The organism is Mesorhizobium sp. WSM3224 (assembly GCF_000427725.1).
GTDB lineage: Bacteria > Pseudomonadota > Alphaproteobacteria > Rhizobiales > Rhizobiaceae > Mesorhizobium.
In genome coordinates, this window is the sequence record NZ_KE386577.1 from 15352 (window position 1) to 32525 (window position 17174).

The 17174-nt window shown below is 62.5% G+C and carries 16 protein-coding genes and 1 pseudogene; 8 read left to right on the forward strand and 9 right to left on the reverse strand.

Annotation, left to right across the window (positions count from 1 at the left end; all coding sequences use genetic code 11):
- Positions 1 to 106 precede the first annotated feature (106 nt).
- From YU3_RS0134060 to YU3_RS0134075, 4 genes are read right to left on the reverse strand one after another with little or no spacing between them, the layout of a single operon-like run.
- On the reverse strand, positions 107 to 670 hold the full coding sequence (locus YU3_RS0134060) for a GNAT family N-acetyltransferase (protein ID WP_027170328.1): 564 nt from the start codon (positions 668 to 670) through the stop codon (positions 107 to 109).
- Positions 670 to 1521 carry a 3-mercaptopyruvate sulfurtransferase gene (gene sseA, locus YU3_RS0134065; RefSeq protein ID WP_027170329.1) on the reverse strand — a complete coding sequence of 284 codons (852 nt, stop codon included), beginning with the start codon at positions 1519 to 1521 and terminating at the stop codon, positions 670 to 672. The genes YU3_RS0134060 and sseA overlap by 1 nt, the downstream gene beginning before the upstream one ends.
- A 30-nt stretch (positions 1522 to 1551) precedes the next feature.
- On the reverse strand, positions 1552 to 2295 hold the full coding sequence (locus YU3_RS0134070) for an alanyl-tRNA editing protein (RefSeq protein ID WP_027170330.1): 744 nt from the start codon (positions 2293 to 2295) through the stop codon (positions 1552 to 1554).
- Positions 2295 to 3329, reverse strand: a complete 1035-nt coding sequence (locus YU3_RS0134075; RefSeq protein WP_027170331.1) for a cysteine synthase A — start codon at positions 3327 to 3329, stop codon at positions 2295 to 2297. The genes YU3_RS0134070 and YU3_RS0134075 overlap by 1 nt, the downstream gene beginning before the upstream one ends.
- Before the next feature lie 193 nt (positions 3330 to 3522).
- Here YU3_RS0134075 and YU3_RS0134080 point away from each other — a divergent pair, with 193 nt between their 5' ends.
- Positions 3523 to 4371, forward strand: coding sequence for an SDR family oxidoreductase (locus YU3_RS0134080; protein WP_027170332.1), 849 nt, complete (start codon positions 3523 to 3525; stop codon positions 4369 to 4371).
- A 68-nt stretch (positions 4372 to 4439) separates the two neighbouring features.
- On the forward strand, positions 4440 to 5429 hold the full coding sequence (locus YU3_RS0134085) for an alpha/beta fold hydrolase (RefSeq protein ID WP_027170333.1): 990 nt from the start codon (positions 4440 to 4442) through the stop codon (positions 5427 to 5429).
- Positions 5430 to 5494: 65 nt separating this feature from the next.
- On the opposite strand, the gene YU3_RS0134090 is transcribed toward YU3_RS0134085, so the two are convergent.
- The 3 genes and pseudogenes from YU3_RS0134090 to YU3_RS0134095 form a co-directional block, all read right to left on the reverse strand.
- Complete coding sequence (locus YU3_RS0134090) at positions 5495 to 6949, reverse strand: DEAD/DEAH box helicase (protein WP_027170334.1); 1455 nt, start codon at positions 6947 to 6949, stop codon at positions 5495 to 5497.
- Positions 6950 to 7284: 335 nt separating this feature from the next.
- Positions 7285 to 7571: pseudogene (locus tag YU3_RS40235) on the reverse strand (type II toxin-antitoxin system RelE/ParE family toxin).
- Between the two features lie 6 nt (positions 7572 to 7577).
- The gene (locus tag YU3_RS0134095; RefSeq protein WP_027170335.1) at positions 7578 to 7814 is read right to left on the reverse strand and encodes a transcriptional regulator; all 237 of its coding nucleotides are present in this window, start codon (positions 7812 to 7814) and stop codon (positions 7578 to 7580) included.
- Positions 7815 to 7963: 149 nt separating this feature from the next.
- On the opposite strand from YU3_RS0134095, the gene YU3_RS0134100 reads away from it, so the two are divergent.
- The 3 genes from YU3_RS0134100 to waaF are packed head-to-tail and all read left to right on the forward strand — an operon-like array spanning position 7964 to position 11539.
- Positions 7964 to 9496 carry an acyl-CoA carboxylase subunit beta gene (locus YU3_RS0134100; protein WP_027170336.1) on the forward strand — a complete coding sequence of 511 codons (1533 nt, stop codon included), beginning with the start codon at positions 7964 to 7966 and terminating at the stop codon, positions 9494 to 9496.
- A gap of 19 nt (positions 9497 to 9515) precedes the next feature.
- Positions 9516 to 10457 carry a glycosyltransferase gene (locus YU3_RS0134105; RefSeq protein ID WP_027170337.1) on the forward strand — a complete coding sequence of 314 codons (942 nt, stop codon included), beginning with the start codon at positions 9516 to 9518 and terminating at the stop codon, positions 10455 to 10457.
- 59 nt (positions 10458 to 10516) lie between these two features.
- Positions 10517 to 11539: a lipopolysaccharide heptosyltransferase II gene (waaF, locus tag YU3_RS0134110; RefSeq protein ID WP_027170338.1), complete on the forward strand. Its 1023-nt coding sequence runs from the start codon at positions 10517 to 10519 to the stop codon at positions 11537 to 11539.
- Between the two features lie 95 nt (positions 11540 to 11634).
- Here waaF and YU3_RS0134115 read toward each other — a convergent pair whose 3' ends face one another.
- On the reverse strand, positions 11635 to 13182 hold the full coding sequence (locus tag YU3_RS0134115; protein WP_245273742.1) for an NAD(P)H-hydrate dehydratase: 1548 nt from the start codon (positions 13180 to 13182) through the stop codon (positions 11635 to 11637).
- 316 nt (positions 13183 to 13498) lie between these two features.
- Here YU3_RS0134115 and YU3_RS0134120 point away from each other — a divergent pair, with 316 nt between their 5' ends.
- Together YU3_RS0134120 and glnA are read left to right on the forward strand one after the other, a co-directional pair.
- Positions 13499 to 13837, forward strand: coding sequence for a P-II family nitrogen regulator (locus YU3_RS0134120; RefSeq protein WP_018428041.1), 339 nt, complete (start codon positions 13499 to 13501; stop codon positions 13835 to 13837).
- A gap of 43 nt (positions 13838 to 13880) precedes the next feature.
- Positions 13881 to 15290: a type I glutamate--ammonia ligase gene (gene glnA / locus YU3_RS0134125; protein ID WP_027170340.1), complete on the forward strand. Its 1410-nt coding sequence runs from the start codon at positions 13881 to 13883 to the stop codon at positions 15288 to 15290.
- Between the two features lie 283 nt (positions 15291 to 15573).
- Here the strand turns inward: glnA and YU3_RS0134130 are convergent, their stop codons facing one another.
- A complete protein-coding gene (locus YU3_RS0134130) occupies positions 15574 to 16614 on the reverse strand; it encodes a glutamine synthetase beta-grasp domain-containing protein (protein WP_027170341.1) in 1041 nt (346 codons plus the stop codon).
- Between the two features lie 313 nt (positions 16615 to 16927).
- On the opposite strand from YU3_RS0134130, the gene YU3_RS40245 reads away from it, so the two are divergent.
- Positions 16928 to 17122 (forward strand): DUF2735 domain-containing protein, encoded by a 195-nt coding sequence (locus YU3_RS40245; protein WP_084508514.1) that lies wholly within the window; start codon positions 16928 to 16930, stop codon positions 17120 to 17122.
- The last annotated feature ends 52 nt before the right edge of the window (positions 17123 to 17174 follow it).

Here is a 17174-nt window from a genome sequence, read left to right on the forward strand (position 1 = left end):
GTAAGCTCGGCCTTGTAATGCGGCCGGACAATGGCAAAGACAGTCTGAAGCGGCGATGAACGCGACATTCAGGCCCAGAGTAATTCCGCCCGAATTGTAGACAGCTCTAAGGCCGCATGACGCTGGCAGAGCGCTCGGCGAAGGTGAGCGGATGCACGACTTCCTTCTTCTGCGCCACCGGCGTGAAGCCGAGCTTCTGGTAAAGCGGAAGAGCCGCCGGATGGTCGAGCGTGCAGGTCTGCACGGTGACGCGCTTCGGCCCGTGTGCCCAAGCTGCCGAGATCGCGGCGCCAAGGAACCAGCGGCCGATGCCCTGGCCGTGCGCGTGCTCCATCATGCCGAAATAGGCGAGTTCCACTTCGTCCGGCAGATGCGGCTTGAGGTCGAAGAAGCCGGCGGGAGCGCCGTCGAGATAGAGCACCCGGATATCACGGTCCTCGCGGTGCAAACCGGCTGCAAGCTCCTCGTCGCTTAGCCTCAGCACATTGACCCAATGCCATTTGCGCCCGACGCGATCGATTAAATAGCGGTAGAAGTGGAGCGGGATATCCTTGGTCTTCAACAGCGCGATCTGGCGGTTGTAGGGGATTGGTGGCGAAACCGCAGGTGCCGCATGCATCTCCAGGAACGTGACGGTGACGTCGATATCGTGTGGCACGCCGTCTTCCATCATTCTTTCCCCGTCACCACCGGCGTGTCGCTGAGACCGCCCCATTCCGTCCAGGAACCGTCGTAAAGCCGGTTGTCGGTATGGCCCAGCGTCTCCAGCGCCAGCGTGATCGCCGCCGCCGTGATACCCGAGCCGCAAGAGGTCACAACCGGCTTCGACAGGTCGATGCCGGCACCTTCTATCACACTGCGCAAGCGGTCCTTGGACAGCAGCTCGCCGTTTTCGGCAAGCGCCGTGATCGGAACATTATGCGCGCCCGGCATATGGCCTGAACGGACGCCCTGGCGCGGCTCCGGATCGGTTCCGGCGAAGCGGCCGGGAGAGCGCGCGTCGGCGATCTGGCTCTCCCGGCTAGCGACGATCCTGCGCATCTCGTCGAGGCTGACGACCCGGCCCACATCGAAATCGGCATAGAAGACGCTCGGCGCGATCTTCGTCGGCTCAGCCGTCACGGGTCGCCCCTCGGCCTTCCAGCGGTCGATGCCGCCGTTCAGGATGTAGACCTGGAAGACGCCCATGACCCGGAACATCCACCAGGCGCGCGGCGCCGAGAACAGGCCCGGCCCATCATAGACGACGATGGTGTCGTCAGCCGAAACGCCCATGGCGCCGACATATTGGGCGAAGTGCTGCGGAGACGCCAGCGTGTGCGGCAGCTTCGAATCCGGATCGGAAACCGCGTCCTGATCGAGGAAGCGGGCGCCGGGAATATGAGCGGCGTCATATTCGGCGCGGGCATCGCGCTTTTGCGCCGGCAGATACCAGGAGGCGTCGATGATGGTGAGGCCGGGCTCGCCAAGCCGCTTTTGCAGCCAATCGGCGTCGACGATGAAAGGACTGTCTTGCGCCACTGTTTTTCTCCCTGCGCTTGCGCTTTGGCGTCAGTTCGCCGGCATCGGCCCGAAGCGGATGCGGAAGCGGCGGTTCTCCCGACCCTTCTTCTCGATCTTGCCGATATGGATCTCGCCGACCTCGCCGGTCGATTTCACATGCGTGCCGCCGCAAGGCTGGCTGTCGATCGAGCCGTTCTCTCCGATGCAGACCAGGCGGATCTTGCCGGTACCGACGGGTGGGCGGACGTTCTTCGATTTGACCAGGCCGGGATTGGCGGCGAGCTCCTCGTCGGTGATCAGCCGGGTGAAGATCGGATGGTCGGCGCGCACCAGCTCCATCAACCTCGCCGTCACATCCTCCTTCGTGAAGCCGGCGTCGGGAATGTCGAAATCGACACGGCTGTCGTCCTCGGCAACGGCCGCTCCGGTGATCGGGAACGGGCAGACGACCGTCAGGAGGTGGCAGGCGGAATGCATGCGCATCAGAAGGTGCCGTCGCTTCCAGTCGATCAGAAGCTTCAGTTTTTCACCGACCGAGGGCAGCGCCTGATCTGGCGCCGGCACGTGGATGATCTCGTCCTTGGTCTCGCCGGTGATGGTGGCGGCGATCGCGATGCGGCCGCCGTCGGCTCGCTCGAACGTTCCGTAGTCGCCTGGCTGCCCGCCGGACGTTGCATAAAAGACTGTACGGTCGAGAAGGATGCCGCCACGGTCGTTGATCGCGACGACCTCGGCTTCCGCAGTCTCCTGATAGGCATCGTCGCGAAACAGCGCCTCGGTCTTTCGCACCATCATGCCACCTTTTCGAACGGCACCGAAATGTCGGCCTTCTCTTCCATCCAGCCCGGCACCGGAAGGTTCTTGCCACGCAGGAATTCCGGGTTGAAGAGCTTGGACTGGTAGCGCGTGCCATAGTCGGCGAGGATTGTCACGATGGTATGGCCGGGTCCGAGCTCGCGCGCCAGCCGGACGGCGCCCGCGATGTTGATGCCGGTCGAGCCGCCGACGCAGAGCCCCTCTTCCTGGATCAGGTCGAAGATGATCGGCAACGCTTCCTCGTCCGGTATCTGGAAGGAGAAATCCGGCGTGAAGTCTTCCAGATTGGCGGTGATGCGGCCTTGGCCGATGCCTTCGGTGATCGAGCTGCCGTCGGATTTCAGTTCGCCGCTGGTGTAGAAACTGTAGAGCGCGGCGCCCAGCGGATCGGCGAGCGCTATCTTCACGTCCTTGCTCTTGCCCTTGAGCCCGAGCGCGACCCCAGCGAGCGTGCCGCCGGAGCCGACGGACGAGACGAAGCCATCGACCTTGCCGCCTGTCTGGGCCCAGATCTCCTGCGCGGTCGTGCGGATATGACCGTCGCGGTTGGCGACATTGTCGAACTGGTTGGCCCAGATCGCGCCATTCGGCTCCGAGCGCGCCAGTTGCTCGGCAAGGCGGCCGGACAGCTTCACGTAGTTGTTCGGGTTCTTGTAGGGCACCGCCGGCACTTCGATCAGCTCGGCGCCGAGCACCTTGATCACGTCCTTCTTTTCCTGGCTCTGCGTGTCGGGGATGACGATCACGGTACGGTAGCCAAGCGCCTTGGCGACCAGCGTCAAGCCGATGCCGGTGTTACCGGCTGTACCTTCGACGATAAATCCTCCAGGCCTCAGCAGCCCGCGCTGTTCGGCATCGCGGATGATGAACAGGCCGGCCCGATCCTTGACCGACTGCCCCGGATTCATGAACTCGGCCTTGCCCAGGATCTCACAGCCGGTCGCTTCCGAAGCCTTGTTGAGCCGGATCAGGGGCGTGTTGCCGATCGCTTCGATCACAGAACGGGGCATGCGGGATTTCCTCTATGTGTTGCGGCGAGACCCTAGAAACCGGGCGCTGCGGTTTCAAGGCAAGATTTTGCCTGGTCCAGTCGCATTCCGGACGCTGCAATGCTCGCGACCATTTCAGCGCCAAGCGCAAAACCGCTCTTTTCATTCGATTCCTTCACCGCTAGAGCAAGCCCTGACATTCGCGGGGCATTGCATGACACTCTACCGGGCCAATCCGAAGGACGGTGTCGCCTGGATCACGGGCGGCAGCAGCGGTCTTGGCCGTGCGTTGGCCAAGGATCTCGCCAATCAAGGCTATGCCGTCGCGGTGACCTCGCTGGCTGAAGATCCGGCCGACACGCTGATCGTCGAAACGGCGCAAATGTCCGGACATGTGAAGTCCTTTCCCTGCGATGTCACCGACGAGCACGGCATGGCGCGCACGGCCGCCGCGATCGAGGAGGAGATGGGCCCCATCGTGCTCGCCGTCTTCAACGCCGGCAACTATATCGCCACTCCCGGCGAGAATCTGGTTGTGCGCGATTTCCACCGCTCCTTCGCCGTGAACTATTTCGGCATCGTCAACGGCGTGGTGCCCGTCGTCGAGCACATGCGCGTGCGCGGGCGCGGCCATGTCGTTCTGGTCGGATCGGTCACCGCCTATTCCGGCTGGCCGACAACGGCGGCCTATGGTGGCACCAAGGCCGCGATCAACATACTGGCGGAGTCGCTGAAATACGACTTCGACAAGATGAACATCCGCGTCCAGGTCATCAATCCGGGGTTCGTCGACACGCCGTTGACGGAAAAGAACAAGCTGCCGATGCCTGGCCTCATGCCTGTGCATCGCGCATCGCGCCGCATGGCCCGCGGCATCAAGAAAGGCGGCTTCGAAGTCACCTTCCCGCACCGTATAAGCATACCGTTGAAGCTGCTTGGGCTGCTGCCGCGGCCGATTTGCCGCTTTGTCATCGGCCTGACCACCAACTGGTGGGGGCGGCCATTGCATTTCGATCGCAAGCTGCCTGGCAAAAAGGCACCGTCCCGCGACAAGGCGACATAAGCCGGCGAACGGCGATTGCCTGCCGGCAGGGACGGCCATAGGTTGAGAATCATTACCTGGAGACTGTAATGGGGCGGCGGATCGTGCTTGCTGTGCTTGGCCTTGCCGTCGTCCTGATAGCCGGTTTCTTCCTCGGCCCCCGCGTGCAGGTCGACACGACGATCCGGTTCAATCCGTCGGTGATCGGCGACGATCCGCAGGTCTATCTGGCGCGTGAAGAGGCCGGCGTGCCCAACATCCGCGATGGGCTCGACAAGGAGATCATCTGGGCGAATCCGATGGTCCATGCCAAGACGCCGTTGGCTATCGTCTACATTCACGGCTTTTCAGCCTCGAAGGGCGAGGTTCGCCCCTTGCCGGACGACATTGCGGATGAACTCGACGCCAACCTCTTCTACACGCGCCTGACCGGGCACGGCCAGGATGGCGCGGCCATGGCGGAAGGCAGCGTCAACGCCTGGATCAACGACTATGAAGAGGCTTTGGCCATTGGCCGGGCGATCGGCGACAAGGTGATCGTAATCTGCACCTCTACCGGCGGCTCGCTGGCGGCGTGGGCCGCAACACAGCCGAATGCATCCGATGATGTCGCCGCGATTGCATTCATCTCGCCGAATTTTGGCGTCAAGGCTTCGGGCGCCGAGATCCTCACCATGCCCTGGGGCAAGCAGATCGCCGAGCTTGTCGGCGGCAAGGAACGCAGCTTTCCGCCGCGCAATGCACTGCATGAAAAACTCTGGACCACGAAATACCCGATGGCCGCGCTGCTGCCGATGGCGGCGCTCACCAATCTCGCCTATGAGGCGCCGGTGGAGAAGGCGGCGATACCCGCCCTGTTCATCTTCTCGGATTCCGACAAGGTGGTGCGGCCCGATCGGACGCGCGAGATAGCCGGGCGCTGGGGCGCTCCGCACGAGCTGGTGCCGATCGACGACACCGGCGATCCAGACAATCACGTTATCGCCGGCGATGTGCTGTCGCCGCAGACCACGGCCTTTCTCACCCAGCGCATCGTGGTGTGGGTGAAGGCGCTGATGCAGCAGCAATCAGGCCAGTGAAATGAGAAACGGCCGGAGCGTTGCTCCGGCCGTTTCTCATTTTTATTTCGGGTCGTGCTGGAGACTTAAGCCGCTCTGCTCGCCGGACGCTTACCGCCGAAGCGGCGCTTGTTGTTGCCCTTGAAGCGCTTGAAGCCGTCAGGCTTGCTCGAGCCATTCGGCTTGGCCGCCGCCGGGCCTTCGCCCTGCGGCTTCGGTCCGCGCTCGCCATGGGGCTTGGCGCCGAAACGCTTGTTGTCGCCGCTGGCCGGCCGGCGACCATCGCGGCGGCCGCCGTGATGCTCGCGGTCATTGGCCGGCTCGAAATGGCGCTCGGTCTTTTCCCTGGGGTCGCGCTGCGGATCAGGGCTGCCGAGATGATCGGCGATGACCGGCAGCTTGGCGCGGATGATGCGCTCGACCTGCCGCAGCTTGGCGTTCTCCGAAGGATCGCAAAGCGTGATGGCAATGCCATCCCTGCCGTTGCGGCCGGTGCGGCCGATGCGATGGACGTAGCTTTCCGCCTCGTCCGGCAGGTCGAAGTTCACGACATGGCTGATGCCGGGCACGTCGATGCCGCGCGCGGCGATATCGGTCGCGACCAGGATGCGCACGGAACCCTCGCGGAAATCGTTGAGCGCCTTCTGGCGCGCGTTCTGCGACTTGTTACCGTGGATGACGGCGGCGTTGAAGCCGTCGCGCGCAAGGTCCTTGGTCACGCGGTCGGCGCCGTGCTTGGTGCGTGAGAACACGATCACCGAGTGCATCGCCTCGTCGGCCAGCATCTTGGACAGCACCTGGCGCTTCTGCTTGGTGCGGGCAAGCACCACGCTCTGCACGATCTCGGCGGCGGCCGTGCTTTGCGGCGCGACCTCGATGCGGACGGGGTTCTTCAAAAGGCCCTTGGCGAGTTCGGCGATCTCATCCGGCATGGTGGCCGAGAACAGCGCCGTCTGGCGGTCCGGCGCGGTCGCCTTGGCGATGCGCCTGACATCGTTGATGAAGCCCATGTCCAGCATGCGGTCGCCCTCGTCGAGGACGAGCCATTTGGTGTCGGCAAGCATGAGGTCCCCTTCCCGCACCAGATCGGTCAACCGGCCGGGCGTGGCGATCAGGATATCGACGCCTGGCGCGATCTTCTTCACCTGGCTGAAGCGCGAGACGCCGCCGAGAACCAGCGCGGTCGAGACATGCGCGCCCTTGGCAAGGATCTTGATTGTTTCTTCGATCTGCACCGCCAGCTCGCGCGTCGGCGCCAGGATCAGCGCACGCGCCGTCTTCGGCCGGCGCTTGGTGCCGAGGCCGATGATCTTCGACAGGATCGGCAGGGCGAAGGCGGCCGTCTTGCCGGAACCCGTCTGGGCAATACCGAAAATGTCGCGGCCTTCGAGCTGCGGCGGGATCGCCTGCATCTGGATCGGCTTGGGATCGGTGAAGCCGGCGGCATGGGTCGCCTTGAGCAGCGCACCCGTGATGCCAAGCGCGGCGAAACCGGAGAGTTCCGCAGTGTCCGTGCCGGGCAAAGTGTTTTCGTTGGTCAAAATATTCTTCTTTCACGCGGCGCATGGCCGCAAACATCGATGGCGGCAGGGCGCAACCTGCCGTCGAAAAATTGTCAGGAAACGACAAGGCGGCGGACGGGATGCGTCCGCGCGGCTGCGCTGTCGTGCCCGCAGGCATCATGCCACGGGGCTCCTTCGCCACCTTGCCGATTCACCGGAAAGAGGGAAAACAGACGCAACCAGTCTCATTCATGGAGAAAGCCGGAAGGTCCGGCTCAAGCGCCTATGGGGCTGCATATGGACGAGTCCGGCCAGAAAAGCAAGGGCCGCATGTTGCGATGCAGCAAAACTAGAGAGTCGCGACGAATGCGCACTCAGACTTCATCGGGCCATTTGCGCGCGCCATGTTGGACGAAAAGAATCTCTATTTGAGTGTCCATCACCCGATACCCAACGATATAGGCGTACCGGGAATCACCAGCTCACGGGTTCCTCCGATCTCGCCAACCCGCCCAATAAAGGGATTGGTAGACAACAGCCGATCTGTCTTTGAATGGATCTCGTTGACGACTCGGGCTGCGGCCCGCGGGTTGTGTTGGCCGATGTAGTCGCCGATTGATGCAAGCTCGATCAGATAGTGTCGGGTCCAGACAATTCGCACAGAGCGTTACGCCTGACCGTATTTGTTCAAAACGGCCGCTATCTCTTCTTCATTTGCGAAGTCGCCGCGATCGGCGGCCTCGATTCCCGCTTGAATGCCGGCAACCCACTTTTCCTGCCACGCGAGCGAACGGCCGTGGGACAAGGCATCCTCAATGATCTGATCGCGAGTGAGTGTCGAGCGCGAGGTCAGTATTTCGATCCGACGGCTTAAATCCTCGGATATTTCCACGTTGTTCTTCATCGCTTCATTCTGCCATATCCGGCTCCTGACTGCCAAGATCGCTCATTACCGGTTTGCACCAAGTTCGAGAACCGGGAGAAATGCAGCGCTTGCGCTGGCCTGCAGGCATCATTACCACAAACCACTTATTCCATTTCAGGAACCGGTCGATGAAAGACGTGCTGAAGGAACTCGAGCGCCGCCGCGAGATTGCCCGTATGGGTGGCGGTAAAGACCGCATCGAGGCCCAGCACAAGAAGGGCAAGCTCACTGCCCGCGAGCGTATCGAGATCTTCCTCGACGAAGGTTCGTTCGAGGAATTCGACATGTATGTCGAGCACCGCTCGACCGATTTCGGCATGGAAAAGACCAAGATCGCCGGCGACGGCGTGGTCACCGGCTGGGGCACCGTCAACGGCCGGCCGATCTATATCTTCGCCAAGGATTTCACCGTGTTCGGCGGCTCGCTGTCGGAGGCGCATGCCGAGAAGGTCGTAAAAGTCCAGGAGATGGCGCTGCGCAATCGCGCGCCGATCATCGGCCTTTACGACGCGGGCGGCGCGCGCATCCAGGAAGGCGTGGCGGCGCTCGGCGGCTATGCCGAGATTTTCCAGCGCAATGTGCTCGCCTCTGGCGTCATCCCGCAGATATCGCTGATCATGGGCCCCTGCGCCGGTGGCGACGTCTATTCGCCGGCCATGACCGATTTCATCTTCATGGTGCGCGATACCTCCTACATGTTCGTCACCGGGCCGGACGTGGTGAAGACGGTGACCAACGAGACGGTGACTGCGGAAAGTCTCGGCGGCGCTTCGGTCCACACGACAAAATCTTCCATCGCGGACGGCGCGTACGACAATGACGTCGAGGCGTTGCTGCAGATGCGCCGTCTGGTCGATCTTCTGCCGGCGTCCAACACGGCCGAGATTCCCGAGATCGAGTGCTACCAGTCAGTGACGGACCATGATCTGTCGCTCGACCGGCTGATTCCCGACAATGCCAACAAGCCCTACGACATCAAGGAACTGATCCTGAAGGTTGCCGATGAAGGTGATTTCTTCGAGATCCAGCAGAATTTTGCCAAGAACATTGTCACCGGCTTCGGCCGGGTCGAGGGCCGCACGGTGGGATTCGTCGCCAACCAGCCGATGGTGCTGGCCGGGGTGCTCGATTCCGACGCCAGCCGCAAGGCGGCGCGCTTCGTGCGTTTCTGCGACTGTTTTTCGATCCCCATCGTCACCTTCGTCGACGTCCCGGGCTTCCTGCCGGGCACCGCGCAGGAATATGGCGGGCTGATCAAGCACGGCGCCAAGCTGCTCTTCGCCTATGCCGAGGCGACCGTGCCGAAGATCACCGTCATCACTCGCAAAGCCTATGGCGGCGCCTATGACGTGATGGCCTCGAAGCATTTGCGCGGCGACATGAACTATGCCTGGCCGACGGCGCAGATCGCGGTGATGGGCGCCAGGGGCGCGGTCGAGATCATCTACCGCAAGGACATCGGCGACCCGGAGAAAATCGCCGCGCATACAAAGGCTTACGAGGATCGCTTCCTGTCGCCTTTCGTGGCCGCCGAGCGTGGCTATGTCGATGAGGTGATCATGCCGCATTCGACGCGGCGCCGCGTGGCGCGAGCATTGCGCATGCTGCGCAACAAGGACATGCAAAACCCTTGGAAGAAGCACGACAACATCCCGTTGTGAACAGCTGCACCAATAAGAAATGCGAATAACCCTTGCAGCTCAGAGCCTTATTCCAGCCAAGGGGTATGGCGGGACGCAGCGCCAGGTCGAATGGCTGATCACCGAGCTGGTCAAGTTGGGACACCATGTCGTCCTCGTTGCCGCGCCGGGATCGTCGCATCCGATGTGCGAGGTCAGGCATGCGGTCAGCGATGCCGAATGCCGGGCTGCGATCCCGCGGGACACGCAAATCGTCAACCTCCACGCCTGGAAGGTCGAGGTCCCCTTCCCGACGCTCAACACCGAACACGGCCATCTTCCGGACTATCCGCGGCCGCAGCCCAACTGGAACTTCCTCAGCGCCCGGCATGCCGCGCTGCATAACCGCAAGACCTTCGTCTACAACGGGTTTCCGGTGGACGCTTACCGGCTGGCGCCTTCGAAGAACGACCACCTCTTCTTCATGGCGGCCATCGCGCGCGCCGGAAAGGGGCTCAACCGGGCAGTGGACCTGGCGAAGAAATTCGACTTCACCCTCGACATCGCCGGCGGTTCGCGATGGAAGCTGCTCGGCCGAAGCAAGACCCGCCGCGAGGGCGTGTTCTTCAAGAGCCTTTCCGCCCGCTACCGGTTTCACGGCAATGTCGACGGCCAGAACAAGTTGCGCCTGCTGGGGGAATCGAAGGCATTCCTCAACCCGATCTCCTGGGAAGAGCCTTTCGGCATGGCGCAGGTTGAAGCCATGCTATGCGGCACGCCCGTGCTGACCACGCCGCGCGGCGCGCTCCTGGAAACCGTGGATGCGGATACCGGCCGCTTTTTCGAGACCGACGAGGAGTTTGCGCGCGCCTTAGCCGGGATCGAAAACCTGTCGTCGCAACGATGCCGCCAATCAGCCGCGGACAGGTTCCCGATCGAGAAGACGGCTAAAGCCTATCTGGAACTCTATGCCCGCATCCTTGATGGCGAAGCGCTTCCGTGACAAATCACAGTCATATTAGCCATTGGTGGCGATTGTTCCGGATCTAAAGGTAGCGCCTGTTGCGTCCCATCCTCGTCTTCTGCTTGCCGGCGATCGGAGACTTCATTCGTTGCCATTCGGCAATCCAGATCCTGGCCGAGAAGTTTCCCGGGCATCAGATCGACGTCGCCACCTCGCCGCTTGCCGCGCCGCTGGCACGGGTGATGCCGCACATTCGCAAGACCTGGATCGTCGAGAAGCACTGGAAGCCCGGCCTGAAAGAACGGGCTGCCCTGGCGCGAGAAATCCGCAAGGAGGACTACCAGGCGGCTTATATGCTCACCAGCAGCACCAAGGCCGCGCTGGTCCCATGGCTGGCCGGCATACCGGAACGCATCGGCTATCCGCGGGAATTCCAGTTCGGGATCATCAACCGCCTGCCTGCCGGCTGGCCGAAGAGCTTCGTGGCGTTCGGGCCCCGCAAGACGAGATTGTTCGAGCAGGTCTGCGCGATCGCGATGCTGGGCGAGAAGCCTGGTGATGACGTGAGGTTGCCTGCTCCACAAATGGCTATTTCGGCCGCGGAGCTTTCCGATTGGCGCGCCCGACACGGAATCGATCCCGCGCGACCGGCGCTGGCGCTTTACACGTCCGCTTTCACCAACTTCCGCTCATGGCCGGCGGAGCGTTTCATCTCGGTAGCGAAGGATCACGCCCGGCGCGGCTGGTCGGTTTGGCTCATCGGCGGCCCACGAGAACGCGAGGCCGCCGCGCAGGTCCGGGCAGCGCTTCCGGAGGCGGTGGATTTCACATCGACACCGCAACTGACTGACGCCATGTGCCAGATCGCCGCGTCGACTGCCTTCCTCGGCGTCGATGGCGGCCTCTGCCATGCTGCCGCAGCCTTGGGCGGACCATGCGTGCTTATCTTCGGATCAAATCGCTCTTATGAGACCGGGCCCGTAAACGACCAGGTGCGTTATCTCGAGCCGCCGATTTCGACGCCGAGCTGGGTGCTCGATACACGCGGTGTCAGCGAGGAGCGAGTTCTCGCGGCTTTGGCCGACGCCGTCGCGCAGGCGCGCCGCACGCAGGAAGCCTGAACTCATTCCTCTGCGGCCCTGTTAAAGCCGGCATTCATCTCTGGTCGTAGCGAAGCCGCCAGCTGAAAGACCACGATAAGGAGCCGTCAGCCGTTTCATCCTGCAGTGCTCTCCATCAGGTCGCGGAGAACCGGCACCATGGCCAGAGGCAGGTCTTCGGCTATCAGGCCCGGCCCGAAACGGCTGCCGGCTTCGGCATGGATCCAGACCCCGGCGCAGGCCGCTTCGAAGGCCGGCATGCCTTGGGCAAGCAGGCCCGCGATGAGGCCCGACAGCACGTCGCCCGAACCAGCGGTGGCAAGCCATGGCGTGCCATTGCTGTTGATCGCGGCGCGGCCATCCGGCGACGCGATCACGCTGTCGGCGCCCTTATAGACGATCACGGCGTTGGAGCGCTGCGCGGCGGCGCGCGCCTTGGCCAGTTTCGACAGAGCCTTGTCGCCAGCGATGTCCACAAACAGCCTGCCGAACTCGCCCTCATGCGGTGTCATGATCAGCGCGGGCGCGTCCGGCTTGCCGGCCGCCTCGAACAGCGTCGAGGCAGCATTGCGAAAGGACATGACGCCGTCGGCGTCGAGCACGAGGCCCTCGACGCCGCCGTCCTGGCGCTTCCTGGCGAGCACGGCAAGTGTGAAATCACGCGCCTTGTCGCCGACACCGAAGCCGGGGCCGAGGACAAAGGTCGACGGCCGGCGGTCGCCGATAATTTCATGCACGTCCTCGATCGCATCGACCTTGCGCAGCATGATCGAGGTGAGATGCGCCGCGTTGACCTGCATGGCGTTCGCCGGCGAAAGCACGGTGACGGCCCCTGCCCCGCTTCTTGCTGCCGCAAGCGCCGAAAGGCGTGCGGCGCCTGTCGCGGATGGTCCGCCCGAAAAGACGCTCGTATGGCCGCGCTTGTATTTGTGCGCGTCGACCGCCGGCACGGGAAAGTTCGCGATCCAGAGCCCAGGCCGGTTCTCGAAGGCTCGCGGTGCGACCTCGTTGATGATCTCGTCGCGAATGCCGATGTCGGCCAACACGACCTCGCCGCATCGCTCGCGGCCAGGCAGAAGCAGGTGGCCGGGCTTTTTTCGTGCGAAGGTGACAGTGAGGACCGCGCGAAATGCCGAGCCGAAAACTTCGCCGCTCTCGCCCGAAACGCCCGAAGGCAGGTCGACCGCGACAACCGGCAGGTTCATTCCTGTCGCGACGTCGACCGCGCCCCTGGCGTCGCCCGACAACGGCTTCGAGAGCCCTGCGCCGTAGAGCGCGTCGACGACCAGCGAGGCAGGTTCAGGGGTGAAAGCCGACAGCGGGCGCCGTTCCAAAGCGCAGTCAACGGCGGCGAGCGCGGCGTCGCTGCCCGCACGAGGTTCGCCCAACACCCACAGCGCCACATCGACGCCGGCCTCGGCGAGCAAGCGCGCCACGACGTAGCCGTCGCCGCCATTGTTGCCGGGGCCGCACAGCACATGCACCCTCGTCGCCGCCGCGTAGCGTGCAAGCACGACGGCGGCGACCGCCTCGCCGGCACGTTGCATCAAGCGATAACCGTCGAGCGGTCCGGCCGCGATCGCCAGTCTGTCTGCCTGGGCCATTTCGGCCGGCGATAGAAGTTCATTGCTCGTGGGATTGCCGATCTGCATGCGATCAAGCATTGTCCAGTTTTCGGTTTGACGCAAACCACCGCGGCCGCGCATCGTCTTGCAAAAGCGCCGCATCCGGGAGGGGTCTGCCTGCAAATTGCGCTATCTGCCCATTTTCTGCGCAGACGTGAGGAGGAGCGATGTATAGGGTTTGGGCGTCCATGGCGCATCCAATGCAGCGGATGACGCGAATTTGCATCCGAACGCGGCATGGAGTCGAAAACGCCCTATGCCGCCTCCACTCCTATAGGTTGGCACGCTTCGTGCTTGATGGAGGCGCAAGCGGGGCACACAACCCGTTTTCCTGGCAGTGGAGGCCACTTTTTACATGAAAAAGATCGAAGCGATCATCAAGCCATTCAAGCTGGACGAAGTGAAGGAAGCGCTTCAGGAGGCCGGACTGCAAGGCATCACCGTCACCGAGGCCAAGGGTTTCGGCCGCCAGAAAGGGCACACCGAGCTCTATCGCGGCGCCGAATATGTCGTCGACTTCCTGCCCAAGGTGAAGATCGAGGTGGTGCTCGGCGACGAGGCCGTCGAAGGCGCTATCGAAGCAATCCGCAAGGCGGCGCAAACGGGCCGCATCGGCGATGGAAAAATCTTCGTCTCCAACATAGAGGAAGTGGTGCGCATCCGCACCGGCGAGACCGGCATCGACGCCATCTGACCTTCAATCCATTCCAGACGTCATCACACAGGGAAGAAACGACATGACGACAGCCAAAGACATCATGAAGCAGATCAAGGACAACGACGTTAAGTTCGTCGACCTGCGCTTCACAGATCCGCGAGGCAAGCTGCAGCATGTGACGATGGATGTCGTCGAGGTCGAGGAAGACATGTTCGCCGACGGCGTCATGTTCGACGGCTCCTCGATCGCCGGCTGGAAGGCGATCAACGAGTCCGACATGGTGCTGATGCCGGATACCGATACCGTCCATATGGATCCGTTCTTCGCCCAGTCGACCATGGTCATCCTGTGCGACATCCTCGATCCGATCTCGGGCGAGGCCTATAACCGCGATCCGCGCGGCACCGCCAAGAAGGCGGAGGCCTATATGAAGTCGGAAGGGATCGGCGACACCATCTATGTCGGCCCGGAAGCCGAGTTCTTCGTGTTCGACGACGTCAAGTACAAGGCCGATCCCTACAACACCGGCTTCCGCCTCGACTCGACCGAGCTGCCGTCCAACGACGACACCGACTACGAGACCGGCAATCTCGGCCACCGTCCGCGCATCAAGGGCGGCTATTTCCCGGTGCCGCCGGTCGATTCCTGCCAGGACATGCGCTCCGAAATGCTGACCGTGCTCGCCGAGATGGGCGTGCGGGTCGAAAAGCATCACCATGAGGTCGCCGCCGCCCAGCACGAGCTCGGCATCAAGTTCGACACGCTGGTGCGCAACGCCGACAAGATGCTGATCTACAAGTATGTCGTGCACCAGGTCGCCAATGCCTACGGCAAGACGGCCACCTTCATGCCGAAGCCGGTGTTCGGCGACAACGGCTCGGGCATGCATGTCCACCAGTCGATCTGGAAGGGCGGCAAGCCGACCTTCGCCGGCAATGAATATGCGGGCCTGTCAGAGAGCTGCCTCTTTTATATCGGCGGCATCATCAAGCACGCCAAGGCGATCAATGCCTTCACCAACCCGCTCACCAACTCCTACAAGCGTCTGGTGCCGGGCTATGAGGCGCCGGTGCTGCTCGCTTATTCGGCGCGCAACCGTTCGGCCTCCTGCCGCATTCCGTTCGGCAACTCGCCGAAGTCGAAGCGCGTCGAGGTCCGCTTCCCCGATCCGGGCGCGAATCCCTATCTCGGCTTCGCCGCCATGCTGATGGCCGGCCTCGACGGCATCAAGAACAAGATCCACCCTGGACAGCCGATGGACAAGGATCTCTACGACCTGCCGCCGAAGGAATTGAAGAAGATCCCGACCGTCTGCGGCTCGCTGCGCGAGGCGCTGCAGAGCCTCGACAAGGACCGGGGCTTCCTGAAGGCCGGCGGCGTCTTCGACGACGACCAGATCGACAGCTATATCGAGCTGAAGATGGCCGAGGTGATGCGCTTCGAGATGACCCCGCATCCGGTCGAGTACGACATGTACTATTCGGTCTAAATTTCTGATCGGATAGAAAATTCAGCCCTTGGAAGGTTCTCCCTTCCAAGGGCTTTTCATTTCTTGGAGGCGCGTTTCGCGCTCGGTGGCGTTTCTTCCATCCGACAAAAAGAACCCCCGCCGGGACTCTCGCATGGACAGTCGTCGAAGGGCTGACGCCTATCGCCGGCTGACGGCAGCAGGCGGTTGTCGCCGCGCGAAAAAGCCCCGGCGGAGAGAGCGCCGGGGCCTTTTTACGATTTGAAGCTCATTTAGCGCAGGCGAGGCCCGCGCCGTGAAAATATCAGGCTGCGGCCGAGACCTTCGCGTCGGTCGAAACCTGCGAGATCGTCTTCAGGACCTGCGAGGCGATCTGGTAGGGGTCGCCCTGCGAGTTCGGGCGGCGGTCTTCCAGGTAGCCCTTGTAGTCGTTCTTGACGAAGGAGTGCGGCACGCGGATCGAAGCGCCGCGGTCGGCGACACCATAGGAGAACTTGTTCCACGGCGCGGTCTCGTGCTTGCCGGTCAGGCGCTTGTCGTTGTCCGGACCGTAGACGGCGATGTGGTCCATCAAGTTCTTTTCGAACTGCGCCATCAGCGCCTCGAAATAGGCCTTGCCGCCGACTTCGCGCATGTAGCTGGTCGAGAAGTTGCAATGCATGCCCGAGCCGTTCCAGTCGGTGTCGCCGAGCGGCTTGCAGTGGAACTCGATGTCGATGCCGTATTTTTCGGTCAGGCGCAGCAACAGGTAGCGCGCCATCCACATCTGGTCGGCGGCCTTCTTGGAACCCTTGCCGAAGATTTGAAATTCCCACTGGCCCTTCGCCACTTCGGCATTGATGCCTTCATGGTTGATGCCCGCGGCCAGGCAGAGGTCGAGATGCTCCTCGACGATCTGGCGCGCGACGTCGCCTACATTGCTGTAGCCGACGCCGGTGTAATACGGACCCTGCGGGGCCGGGTAGCCGCTCTCGGGGAAGCCGAGCGGGCGGCCGTCCTTGTAGAAGAAATATTCCTGCTCGAAGCCGAACCAGGCGCCCTCGTCATCAAGGATGGTGGCGCGGCTGTTCGATGCATGCGGGGTGACGCCATCGGGCATCATAACTTCGCACATGACCAGAGCGCCGTTGGTGCGGGCCGGATCGGGATAAAGCGCGACCGGCTTCAGCACGCAGTCGGAGCTGCGGCCCTCGGCCTGGTTGGTGGAGGAACCGTCGAAGCCCCATAGCGGCAGCTGCTCGAGCGTCGGGAACTCGGCAAACTCCTTGATCTGGGTCTTGCCGCGCAGATTGGGGGTCGGGGTGTAGCCGTCGAGCCAGATATACTCGAGCTTGTATTTGGTCATTCCAGTGCCTCTCGTTGCTTGGACGCCGCAAGCGGGCGGCGTCAACGCATGGCCGGACCGGCCGGCCTGCCGATCGTTAAAAAGCAAATCGTATGCCACTCGCCTCCCGGCGGGTGCGGCAAAATGATCCTCACAAGGCGTTGATTTTGCTGAGCCATCTCAGCAAATGCGTCCGGATCGCTCAGTCGCCGATTTTGCTTAAAGCACAGGCAAACGATGATCTTTTCGTAGGCATATTGCCTAAAGGAATCGCAGAACCTATCTTGACGAAAAGCTGAATCGATAGGCCCCTGGAAAGCAAGGAGGGCAGTCAATGCAAGTCATGCAACCGCGCCCGTCGGCAAAAATCCTGACGTTCCCGCTTGCAGCTCGCAAGTCTGCCTTAAATTTAGGCGCCAAGGCCAAATTCGCGGCAGAACTTGCTGCACTTCGCGGCGAGCACGCCGACTTCGACGGCTGGTACCATGAAGCGGCGGTCGAGGATGAGAACCAGCAGCGCAAGAGCTGACCGCTTCTTCCAGTTCGGAATGAAAAAGCCCGGCGTGATCACCCACGCCGGG

Excerpts from the sequence above, each read along its gene's own strand:
- YU3_RS0134120 (WP_018428041.1), top strand. The coding sequence starts at position 13,499 with ATGAAAAAGATCGAAGCGATCATCAAGCCATTCAAGCTGGACGAAGTG.
- YU3_RS0134060 (WP_027170328.1), bottom strand. The coding sequence starts at position 670 with ATGGAAGACGGCGTGCCACACGATATCGACGTCACCGTCACGTTCCTG.
- YU3_RS0134070 (WP_027170330.1), bottom strand. The coding sequence starts at position 2,295 with ATGGTGCGAAAGACCGAGGCGCTGTTTCGCGACGATGCCTATCAGGAG.
- YU3_RS0134095 (WP_027170335.1), bottom strand. The coding sequence starts at position 7,814 with ATGAAGAACAACGTGGAAATATCCGAGGATTTAAGCCGTCGGATCGAA.
- YU3_RS0134130 (WP_027170341.1), bottom strand. The coding sequence starts at position 16,614 with ATGACCAAATACAAGCTCGAGTATATCTGGCTCGACGGCTACACCCCG.
- YU3_RS0134085 (WP_027170333.1), top strand. The coding sequence starts at position 4,440 with ATGGGGCGGCGGATCGTGCTTGCTGTGCTTGGCCTTGCCGTCGTCCTG.
- YU3_RS0134115 (WP_245273742.1), bottom strand. The coding sequence starts at position 13,182 with ATGCTTGATCGCATGCAGATCGGCAATCCCACGAGCAATGAACTTCTA.
- YU3_RS0134100 (WP_027170336.1), top strand. The coding sequence starts at position 7,964 with ATGAAAGACGTGCTGAAGGAACTCGAGCGCCGCCGCGAGATTGCCCGT.
- YU3_RS0134080 (WP_027170332.1), top strand. The coding sequence starts at position 3,523 with ATGACACTCTACCGGGCCAATCCGAAGGACGGTGTCGCCTGGATCACG.
- YU3_RS40245 (WP_084508514.1), top strand. The coding sequence starts at position 16,928 with ATGCAAGTCATGCAACCGCGCCCGTCGGCAAAAATCCTGACGTTCCCG.
- glnA (WP_027170340.1), top strand. The coding sequence starts at position 13,881 with ATGACGACAGCCAAAGACATCATGAAGCAGATCAAGGACAACGACGTT.
- YU3_RS0134075 (WP_027170331.1), bottom strand. The coding sequence starts at position 3,329 with ATGCCCCGTTCTGTGATCGAAGCGATCGGCAACACGCCCCTGATCCGG.
- YU3_RS0134105 (WP_027170337.1), top strand. The coding sequence starts at position 9,516 with ATGCGAATAACCCTTGCAGCTCAGAGCCTTATTCCAGCCAAGGGGTAT.